We start from the raw sequence: 9,369 nt of genomic DNA on the forward strand, positions 1-9,369 counted from the left end.
CCCTGAGTTTCCTGAAATCGCTGCACGATGTTCTGTGCCTGAAGCTGTAACGCAGCAGAGAGTGGCAACATAGTGTATGACCCGTTCTGTGGCCTGCAGCCCGGCAGGCCCGCTGGAGTTAACGAACCGCGCCGTTTAACCAGAATGGCGCATGGGATAATGCCTGTTTGCGGCTGGCTTCATACCAACCCTGCCGACGTTCGGCAATGGCTGATTGCAGCTCGCGCCAGCTGTCGATATACGGCCCGGTTTCGCTATCCGGATAGGCACCAGAAAGCAGAATAAACGCCAGCACCTGGCGCGTCAGACGGGGCAGTTGCTCTTGATATTCATCTTCATTCAGGGTGCGCGTAAAGGCTTCTTTCAGCTCTGCGGCGCTACGGCCCAGCATAATGTCGCTAAAACGCTTGAATGAACCCTCCAGCTTAGCCTGCGATTTGTCATCGATAAACGGCTGCCATGCGCTGGTGATCAACCACGATGTGAGTGCCAACTTACATTGCAGATACTCCGTGCCGTAGCACAGCTCCTGCGGTTGAGTGGTTTTATCCACCAGCAAAGGTTCCAAAGCCGTCAGCCGAGCACGCAGATCGGTGCTTGCCTTGCGCGGAACCAATCCGCCAAAGATCACCAACGCCTGGCGGATCAGACCGATCGCTTCCATTACCGCGCGGCGTGCCTGTTTATCGCCACGCAGCCACAGCTCTTCGTGATACTGCCAGTGGCTCAACGCCAGCTCGAAAGCGGCTACCATGCCCTGTTCTACCGTGGATTTAGGTGCAGGCTTCAGCACGCTTAATGGGCGTAACTCACGTTCGGCATTGCCCTGCGCCAGATGATAGCCCCGAGCCGCTTTGCTGAGGCTGCCCTGGCGTAAACCACCCTGTTCCGCTAGTGCGGTTGCCAATGCCAGCAAATCACCCGTCTCACCGCTTTTTAGCTCCAGCTCCAACTCGCATAATGGTTCAGCCAGTTCACCCGCGCGTACTTCGCCCTGATCGAGGCCAATCTCGATCTCGCTTGCGCCGTAAGTGACCACCCACTTTTCACGCACAAAGTCGGTGCGGAACAGCGGCTGCAACGCCTTTTGCAAGGGAGCCAGCTTGCAGCCCTCCGGCCAGATATCCGCCGGGAATTTTTTCAGCGCCAGCGCGGGTTTGGCGATGGCGACGTTATATTCCGGCCGCTGGTGCAGCCCACCCACCACCGAACCAGCGGTTTTGATGGTCATTTCATAGCTATCGTCAAAACCGCGGATACGCAGGCCCATATCATGATTGCGCAGAAAGTTGTCGGCGGTTTCATAGTAGATATTGGTCAGCTTCTGTGGCGCAGAATGCTGATTGGGCCAGGCGGCAATCCGCTCCGGTAGGCTGGCAATCGCTGCGGGGGAAACAATAAACTTCAGTTCTATTTCAACGCTCATAGTTCTTTTACACCAATAGGTTAGGCATTCGCGTGAGTCTTCACGGCGGCGGAGTTGCCGGCCGCACTCAGCCCGACGACGCACAGTGAGAGTATCTTACCGCGATTCCCCCTGACTTGACTCTGCCAACTGCAGAAAAAACCTGTTACGTTATAGAATGCTGCGCAACTGACGGGATTTAGCATAGTAGGATAGTTCCCATTCCGGTTTTAGCGTTGCGCCGTCAGACTGAACGCTCTACTATCGTTCCATAAATCCACGCAGAAACGATGACATAATGCAGAAATTACGCCTGATTTGCCTTGCCGTGCTAAGTTTTAGCATCACTTGGGGCGCACATGCCGAAGATAAACGCTATATCTCCGATGAATTAAATACTTATGTCCATAGCGGCCCAGGTAACCAATACCGTATCGTCGGCACCTTGAATGCCGGTGAAGAAGTCATGCTGTTGAGCGTCAATGACAGCACCAACTATGGCCAGATCCGCGATTCCAAAGGACGCAGCGTCTGGATCCCGTTGGATCAGCTTAGCCAGACGCCAAGCCTGCGCACTCAGGTGCCAGAGCTGGAACAGCAGGTGAAAACCCTGACCGACAAGCTGGCCAATATTGATAATAGCTGGAACCAGCGCACTGCCGAAATGCAGCAGAAGGTAGCCGCCAGCGACAGCACCATCAGCGGCCTGCAACAGGAAAACCAGGATCTGAAAAATCAGCTGGTTGTGGCGCAGAAGAAGGTGAATGCGGTGAATCTGCAACTCGACGACAAACAGCGCACCATTATCCTGCAATGGTTTATGTACGGCGGCGGCGTTGCCGGCGTTGGTTTGCTGCTCGGTCTGGTGTTGCCACACCTGATCCCACGCCGCAAGAATAATCGCTGGATGAACTGATTGCTGTTCCGCCAGTTTAAGCGCCTACGGGCGCTTTTTTATTGCCTGACGCATCCGCAGCCCAATTGATGTAATCTGATCAAATGAACCACCTATCTATACCCTATGGATTTCAAGCTGCAGCTAGGCGACAAGCTTGTTCATCCCCAGGAGCTTACTTTTGTAAGTGACTGGGGTGGACAAGCGCAGGTAACAACGCTGCAGCTTGAAAGACGACGGGTATACAGCATTTAGGAGTTAAATCGTGAATATTTACCTGGTCGGCGGGGCCGTCCGTGACACCCTGCTCAACTTACCGGTGTTTGATCACGACTGGGTGGTGGTCGGCGCAACGCCTGCCGATCTGTTGGCTCTTGGCTATCAGCAGGTGGGTAAAGACTTCCCGGTATTCCTCAACCCGCAAACTCATGAGGAGTATGCGCTGGCCCGCACCGAGCGCAAATCCGGCCAGGGTTACACCGGATTTACCTGCTACGCCGCACCGGACGTGACGCTGGAAGAGGATCTGCTACGGCGCGATCTCACCATCAACGCCATGGCACGGGGTGATGATGGAGTATTGGTTGACCCCTATAATGGCAAGGCCGATCTCGACGCCCGCCTGTTGCGCCATGTTTCCGACGCTTTTGGCGAAGATCCGCTGCGAGTGTTACGCGTGGCGCGTTTTGCCGCCCGCTTTGCCTCTCTGGGCTTTACCGTCGCCCCTGAAACCAGCGCACTGATGCAGCAGATGGCGGAAAGTGGTGAACTAGCCTCCCTGACGGCGGAGCGAGTATGGAAAGAGACCGAAAAGGCATTACAGAGCCAGAGCCCGCAGGTGTATTTCCAGGTGCTACGCGACTGCGGAGCGTTGAAAGTGCTGTTCCCGGAAATCGACGCCCTGTTTGGCGTGCCAGCACCTGAGAAGTGGCACCCGGAAATTGATACTGGCGTACACACGCTGATGACGCTGGCAATTGCCACCCAGCTCAGCCCCGAGGTGGATATCCGCTTCTCGGCGCTGTGCCACGATCTCGGTAAAGGCATCACGCCGCAAGAACTCTGGCCACACCACTATGGCCATGGTCCTGCGGGCGTCAGGCTGGTAGAGGAGCTTTGCCAACGGCTGCGAGTGCCTAATCCAGTACGTGAACTGGCGAAGCTGGTGGCGGAGTATCACGACCTGATCCATACGGTCAACAAACTGCGGCCAGAAACGCTGTTGAAACTGTTTGATGCCATCGACGTGTGGCGTAAACCGCAGCGGCTAGAACAGATGATCCTCACCAGTGAGGCCGATGCCCGCGGGCGTACCGGTTTTGAAAACAACCCTTATCCGCAGGGCGATTACCTACGCCAGGCCTATCAGGTCGCCAACGCAGTTTCGGTCAAAGAGGTGGTGGAAAGTGGCCTGCAGGGTCTGGCGATCCGCGACGAGGTCAAACGCCGCCGTCAGCAGGCGCTGGCGGAATGGAAGAAACAGCAGGAACCTCAGTCTTAAGTTCAACGGATGCCGCATGCGGTTCAAGCGGGCACAGCATGCGGCGCCCCCGACCTACCCCTCCAGCACCAACGAATCACGGCTGATTTCAGCGATACTTTTCGCCCCCGTGAGCGTCATCGCTACGTACATCTCTTTTTTGATCAAAGCGAGCAGGTTTTCCACTCCCGCCTGTCCTGCTGTTGCCAGCGCATAGAGATAAGCGCGCCCAAGCAGCACGCTATCAGCTCCGAGTGCGATCATACGCACCACGTCTAACCCGCTGCGTATCCCGCTGTCTGCCAGGATGGTGATATCCCCCTTCACCGCGTCTGCAATCATCGGTAGTGCACGGGCAGAGGAGAGCACCCCATCCAGTTGGCGACCACCGTGGTTGGAAACCACAATCCCGTCGGCACCAAAGCGTACGGCATCACGCGCATCGTCGGCGTCGAGAATGCCCTTTATCACCATCGGCCCCTGCCAGAAATCACGGATCCATTCCAAATCACTCCATGAAATCGAAGGGTCAAAGTTGGCCCCCAGCCACCCGATATAATCTTCTAATCCGGTGGGCTTTCCGAGGTAAGCGGAAATATTCCCCAGATCGTGTGGACGCCCATTCAGGCCAACATCCCACGCCCAGGCTGGGCGGGTAAAGGATTGCCAATAACGCCGTAGTGCGGCATGTGGGCCACTCATTCCCGAATGCGCATCGCGGTAACGAGCGCCTGGTGTCGGCATATCCACGGTGAATACCAAGGTGGTACAACCTGCAGCTTTTGCCCGCTCCAAGGCATTACGCATAAATCCACGATCTTTCAACACATACAGCTGAAACCACATGGGCCGCTTGATGGCCGGTGCCACCTCTTCGATTGGGCAGACCGAAACAGTGGACAGCGTAAACGGAATGCCATGTTGTTCTGCGGCCCGCGCGGCCTGCACCTCGCCACGGCGAGCATACATGCCACACAACCCTACCGGGCCCAAGACAACTGGCATGGATAAGGTTTCGTTAAACAATTTGGTTTCCAGGCTGAGTGCCGACATGTTCTTCAGCACTCGCTGTCTCAATGCGACCTGAGCCAGATCTTCGACGTTACGCCGTAAAGTGTGCTCGGCATAAGCGCCGCCATCGATATAGTGAAACAGAAACGGCGGCAGTTTACGTTGCGCCGCAGCGCGATAGTCCGTAGCGGCTGAGATAATCATGGATCACCCTCCCTTATTACAGTGAATTTTCATCAGGTAAGCGGGTAATACGCGCCTGCCTGGCCTCATCTTCATGCGGATTTTTAATGGTGGAATGCACGAATCCCAGGTGAGATTTAGCCGCTTTACCCGCCCGTTCAGGATCGCCTGCCAAGATCGCCAGCAGCAGTTCCTCGTGCTGTTCAGTCAGCCGGGTGAAGATCGTCGGCTGGGTGTACATACGCTGGCGGCTATGCATGACGGAGGAGCGCATTAAATCGAAAAAGCCGCGCATGGTTTGCAGTAACACCACGTTGTGTGAAGCCTCGGCAATCGCCAAATGGAAGCGCACATCGGCCTGAGCGGCAAGGTCAGGATGATCGCTCTCCTGAAGCGCTAACATGGCGTCAAAGCAAGCCTGTAGCTTCTCTTTGTCTGCGGCGGTGGCGCGCATTGCCGCGTGCCAGGCGGTGCTGGCCTCAATGGCGTGGCGAGCTTCCAGAATGTCATAACGATAGTCAGGATCGTCGGCAACCAAGGTTATCAGCGGTTCCACGATGCATTGCTCCGACCAGGGGGAAAGCTCGTCGCAGACATAGGTTCCGCCGCCACGTCGGCTGATGAGCGCTTTTTCACCAATCAGTTTTTGAATCGCCTCACGTAAAGAGGAACGCGAGACGCCCAACTCGTTGGCCAACTGGCGCTCAGCAGGCAAGCGCATCCCCATTTCCAGTTGGCGTTCGCGGATCATCTCCTTGATACGTTCAACCAAACGAGCGGCCGAGCGTAGTGGATCAGTGGGTTGAAGATTTGCCGTCATGGGATCATCCAGGTCAGCCAGTAAGCCTGAAGCGTAGTAATAACCCCCACCATACAGGTGAAGATCAGGCTGTGTTTTACCGTAAAGCGGAACAGGTCAGACTCTTTCCCCACCAACCCCACGGCAGCACAGGCAATCGCGATAGACTGTGGTGAAATCATTTTGCCTGTGACTCCACCGGTGGTGTTAGCCGCAACCAACAGCACATCCGAAACGCCAATTTGCTGGGCAGTGGTGGCCTGCAGAGCGGCAAACAACGCGTTGGACGAGGTGTCGGAACCGGTCAGGAACACGCCCAGCCAACCAAGGAACGGTGAGAAAAAGGTAAACGCACTGCCGGTATGCGCCAATGCCAGTGCCAAGGTTGCCGACAGACCGGAATAGTTGGAAATAAAGGCAAAGGCTAACACCATGCCAATGGAATAGATGGGCAACATCAACGCCTTTAGCGTTTCAGCCAGCGTAGTGAGCGCATCTTTGGGCTTCATGCGCAGGTAAATGACAGAGGCGATCGCAGCAACCATAATGGCGGTGCCGGTGGCAGAGAACCAGTCAAGTTTGAAAACGGCGACATAAGGCGTGATGTTTGCCACCACCGGCGGCATTTTGGCCACCAGCTTATCCAGAAAAGGCACCGGAATAGAGAACACCCAATCGTACAGCGCACCACCTTGAGCGAACAGCGCTTTAAACGGAGGGATGCTCCACAGGGTGACCGTAGCGGTCAGAAAAATAAACGGCATCCAGGCGCGAATAATCTGCCCCAAAGCATAGTGCTGCTGCACCAGCTTTTGGTCGGCGACGACCCCCTAGGCATTATCAAAACGAAACAGGCGTTTTGGCTGCCAAACGCGCAGAAACAGCGTCAGGCATACCAGTGAAACCAGCGAGGAGATGATGTCTGGCAACTCTGGCCCAAGAAAGTTGGAGCTGAGATACTGCGCCAAGGCAAAGCTTCCCCCCGCCACGACCACCGCAGGCCAGGTTTCTTTAATGCCGCGCCAACCGTCCATAATCGCCATGATCCAGAACAGCACGATAATCGTCAGGAACGGCAATTGGCGCCCAACCATCTGGCCGATTTCAAAGCTGTCCAACCCGGTCACCTGGCCCGCAACAATAATCGGGATGCCCATAGCGCCGAAAGCCACCGGGGCGGTGTTGACGATCAGGCAAAGCCCTGCGGCATACAACGGATTGAACCCCAGCCCAACCAACAAGGCGGCGGTAATGGCTACCGGTGCGCCAAACCCGGCGGCACCTTCCAAAAAGGCACCAAAACAGAAGCCGACGATCAGCATCTGTAAACGTTGGTCGGGGGTGATAGAGAGAATGGAAGAGCGGATGATGTCAAACTGCCCGGTTTTTACCGAAATCTGGTAGACAAAAACCGCGGCAATAATGATCCAGGCTATCGGCCACAGCCCATAGAAAAAACCATAAACCACCGCAGCGAGCGCTCGGTCAATGGGCATGCGGTAGAGGAATAATGCCACCAGCAAAGCTATCCCAACGGTTAACGTTGCTGCAATATGCCCCTTGAGCTTCAGTTTAATCAACGCCAAGAAAAAAAACGCAATAGGCAGTGCCGCGATCGCACTTGATAGCCAAATATTGCCAATGGGATCATAAACTTGTTGCCAGACTTCCATGTAGATAACTCCCGCGATTATTTACATACTCCTCCGCTTAATGGGTCGTACCAACAGGGCGAAGTCATATAATTGATAACTAATAGTTAACTTATTGTTAAAAACATGCAATGTGTCTGTTTGGTTTTTTGCCGTTTATGTGCCAGCGGTTTACATTTCTCCGGCATTGGTCGGACCAAAAGGGGGAGAAGGGGGTGCTAAATGAGCAAGATTAAGCAGCACTATTATTTGGGGATCCCTCGCGCTATAGCCTGCTATAATGCGTGCATTATGTCGTGTAGATAACACGTAACCCATCACAGGAGAGCACACCATGACAGTAAAAGTACGCAATACACAAAGCGTCACAATGACTGTAGAACGAGGCCTGCTTAACCGGGCACGTGATGCAGGAATTAACCTTAGTGCCACTTTGACTGCCGCACTAGATGCCGAACTACGTCATCACGCAACGAAAAAATGGCAGGAAGAAAACAGAGGGGCTCTTGAGGCGTTAAATCGTTTCCATGATGAACACGGCTGCTTTAGCGATGAGTACAGGACTTTTTAACGATGCAATTCACCGTCTACTACAATCCCGGAAAAAGCGTCGTTTATCCCCTGCTACTTGATGTAACGAGCGATATTATCGGCCAGTTAAACCGCCGTATTGTGATCCCACTGTTGCCTGTTGAAAAATATCCGGGCAGCAGTCGCCCAGACCGGATGAATCCGGTAATCATGCTGACGGACGGCAAAGAATACGCCGTAATGGCTCATGAACTTGCAAGTATTCCTGTTCGCGCTTTGGGTGCTGAGTTCTGCAATGCGGCGCAATACCGCCCGCAGATAAAAGCGGCAATAGATTTTCTCATTGATGGAATTTGAAGCCACTGGTAGCGACCAATCGAATGCGCCAATACAAGTAATATGAACATAGTGGGCAAAGAGCCCACTATTGGAGAAGAGAAAACGTTCGAGCTGGTGCCCGGATTAATGAATGAACACCATGTAGACCGCCGCCGCAACGACAAAGCGGTAGATGGCAAACGGCACAAACGAAATACGCTTGATCAGCTGCAGGAAGGTCTTGATCGCGATTAGTGCCACCACAAATGCGGTGGCGAAACCGACGGCAAACATCGGCAGGTCATTGAGCGTCAGGAAGTGCAGGCTCTTGTACAGATCCAGGCCGCTAGCCCCAAGCATCATCGGCACCGCCAGAATGAAGGAGAACTCCGAGGCCGCATAACGGCTTACGCCAACCAGCATGCCGCCGGAAATGGTGGAGCCAGAACGGGAGAAGCCAGGCCACAACGCCAGACACTGGAAGCAACCGATCATAAATGCCTGACGATAGGTGATATCATCCAATCCGACCGCGCGAGGTTTTTTCGGCTTCAGCCATTCGGCAGCCAGCAGCAACAGCCCCCCAACGACCAAGGCATACATCACGTTTCTCGGTGCAAACAGGGATTTGATCACATCATGGAAGATCAGCCCCAGGACGACCGCCGGGATCATCGCCAGCAAGATATGGCCCAGTTTTAGCCGCCCTGGCGTATGCCCTTCATGGGGGACAGGTTTGCCACCAAAGTGAATGCCGATCAGGCCAAACAGACGCCGCCAGAACACCACAACCACTGCCAGGATCGAACCCAGTTGGATTATAACCTCGAAGGTTTTCGCCTTATCGCCGGTAAAACCCAGCAATTCGCCAACGATAATCATGTGCCCAGTTGAGGAAACCGGCAGGAACTCTGTCAGCCCTTCAACTACCCCAAGAACAAATGCCACAAACAATGAATGCATGTCCGCCATCAGACCACTACCCCATTTCAAATTTAACGCTATTAAAGGTACAAGCACAAAAAAGCGGCAATGTTCAATACCTTGCCGCTTAAACAATTCTAGTTACAGACCAGCATATCGGTCTTTAGTTGC

Annotated in this window: 8 protein-coding genes and 1 pseudogene; 4 read left to right on the top strand and 5 right to left on the bottom strand. The window is 54.3% G+C overall.

Features of this window, described 5'->3' with window-relative positions; all coding sequences use genetic code 11:
- Positions 1 to 118 precede the first annotated feature (118 nt).
- A complete protein-coding gene (locus ACLQ7H_RS03155) occupies positions 119 to 1,426 on the bottom strand; it encodes an inorganic triphosphatase (protein ID WP_411751416.1) in 1,308 nt (435 codons plus the stop codon).
- A gap of 277 nt (positions 1,427 to 1,703) precedes the next feature.
- Here ACLQ7H_RS03155 and ACLQ7H_RS03160 point away from each other — a divergent pair, with 277 nt between their 5' ends.
- Both ACLQ7H_RS03160 and ACLQ7H_RS03165 read left to right on the top strand, forming a co-directional pair.
- Complete coding sequence (locus tag ACLQ7H_RS03160; RefSeq protein WP_411751417.1) at positions 1,704 to 2,321, top strand: TIGR04211 family SH3 domain-containing protein; 618 nt, start codon at positions 1,704 to 1,706, stop codon at positions 2,319 to 2,321.
- A 244-nt stretch (positions 2,322 to 2,565) separates the two neighbouring features.
- Positions 2,566 to 3,801 carry a multifunctional CCA addition/repair protein gene (locus tag ACLQ7H_RS03165; RefSeq protein WP_411751418.1) on the top strand — a complete coding sequence of 412 codons (1,236 nt, stop codon included), beginning with the start codon at positions 2,566 to 2,568 and terminating at the stop codon, positions 3,799 to 3,801.
- 54 nt (positions 3,802 to 3,855) lie between these two features.
- On the opposite strand, the gene lldD is transcribed toward ACLQ7H_RS03165, so the two are convergent.
- From lldD to lldP, 3 genes and pseudogenes are all read right to left on the bottom strand, one after another.
- On the bottom strand, positions 3,856 to 4,995 hold the full coding sequence (lldD, locus tag ACLQ7H_RS03170) for an FMN-dependent L-lactate dehydrogenase LldD (protein ID WP_411751419.1): 1,140 nt from the start codon (positions 4,993 to 4,995) through the stop codon (positions 3,856 to 3,858).
- A 16-nt stretch (positions 4,996 to 5,011) separates the two neighbouring features.
- Positions 5,012 to 5,794: a transcriptional regulator LldR gene (gene lldR / locus ACLQ7H_RS03175; RefSeq protein ID WP_411751420.1), complete on the bottom strand. Its 783-nt coding sequence runs from the start codon at positions 5,792 to 5,794 to the stop codon at positions 5,012 to 5,014.
- A pseudogene (gene lldP / locus ACLQ7H_RS03180) lies at positions 5,791 to 7,446 on the bottom strand (L-lactate permease). Before lldP ends, lldR begins: the two are co-directional and overlap by 4 nt.
- A 313-nt stretch (positions 7,447 to 7,759) precedes the next feature.
- Between lldP and ACLQ7H_RS03185 the strand changes: the two are divergent.
- The gene (locus ACLQ7H_RS03185; protein ID WP_021179491.1) at positions 7,760 to 7,996 is read left to right on the top strand and encodes a type II toxin-antitoxin system CcdA family antitoxin; all 237 of its coding nucleotides are present in this window, start codon (positions 7,760 to 7,762) and stop codon (positions 7,994 to 7,996) included.
- A gap of 2 nt (positions 7,997 to 7,998) precedes the next feature.
- The gene (locus ACLQ7H_RS03190; protein ID WP_021179490.1) at positions 7,999 to 8,313 is read left to right on the top strand and encodes a CcdB family protein; all 315 of its coding nucleotides are present in this window, start codon (positions 7,999 to 8,001) and stop codon (positions 8,311 to 8,313) included.
- A gap of 105 nt (positions 8,314 to 8,418) precedes the next feature.
- Here ACLQ7H_RS03190 and bacA read toward each other — a convergent pair whose 3' ends face one another.
- Positions 8,419 to 9,246, bottom strand: coding sequence for an undecaprenyl-diphosphate phosphatase (bacA, locus tag ACLQ7H_RS03195; RefSeq protein WP_411751421.1), 828 nt, complete (start codon positions 9,244 to 9,246; stop codon positions 8,419 to 8,421).
- Positions 9,247 to 9,369: the final 123 nt, after the last annotated feature.

This window comes from Serratia sp. (in: enterobacteria) (assembly GCF_046715635.1).
Taxonomy (GTDB): Bacteria; Pseudomonadota; Gammaproteobacteria; order Enterobacterales; family Enterobacteriaceae; genus Chania.

Bases quoted from the DNA above. Each gene is read 5' to 3' on its own strand.
- ACLQ7H_RS03155 (WP_411751416.1), bottom strand. From the start codon at position 1,426: ATGAGCGTTGAAATAGAACTGAAGTTTATTGTTTCCCCCGCAGCGATT.
- ACLQ7H_RS03160 (WP_411751417.1), top strand. From the start codon at position 1,704: ATGCAGAAATTACGCCTGATTTGCCTTGCCGTGCTAAGTTTTAGCATC.
- lldD (WP_411751419.1), bottom strand. From the start codon at position 4,995: ATGATTATCTCAGCCGCTACGGACTATCGCGCTGCGGCGCAACGTAAA.
- lldR (WP_411751420.1), bottom strand. From the start codon at position 5,794: ATGACGGCAAATCTTCAACCCACTGATCCACTACGCTCGGCCGCTCGT.
- ACLQ7H_RS03185 (WP_021179491.1), top strand. From the start codon at position 7,760: ATGACAGTAAAAGTACGCAATACACAAAGCGTCACAATGACTGTAGAA.
- ACLQ7H_RS03190 (WP_021179490.1), top strand. From the start codon at position 7,999: ATGCAATTCACCGTCTACTACAATCCCGGAAAAAGCGTCGTTTATCCC.
- bacA (WP_411751421.1), bottom strand. From the start codon at position 9,246: ATGGCGGACATGCATTCATTGTTTGTGGCATTTGTTCTTGGGGTAGTT.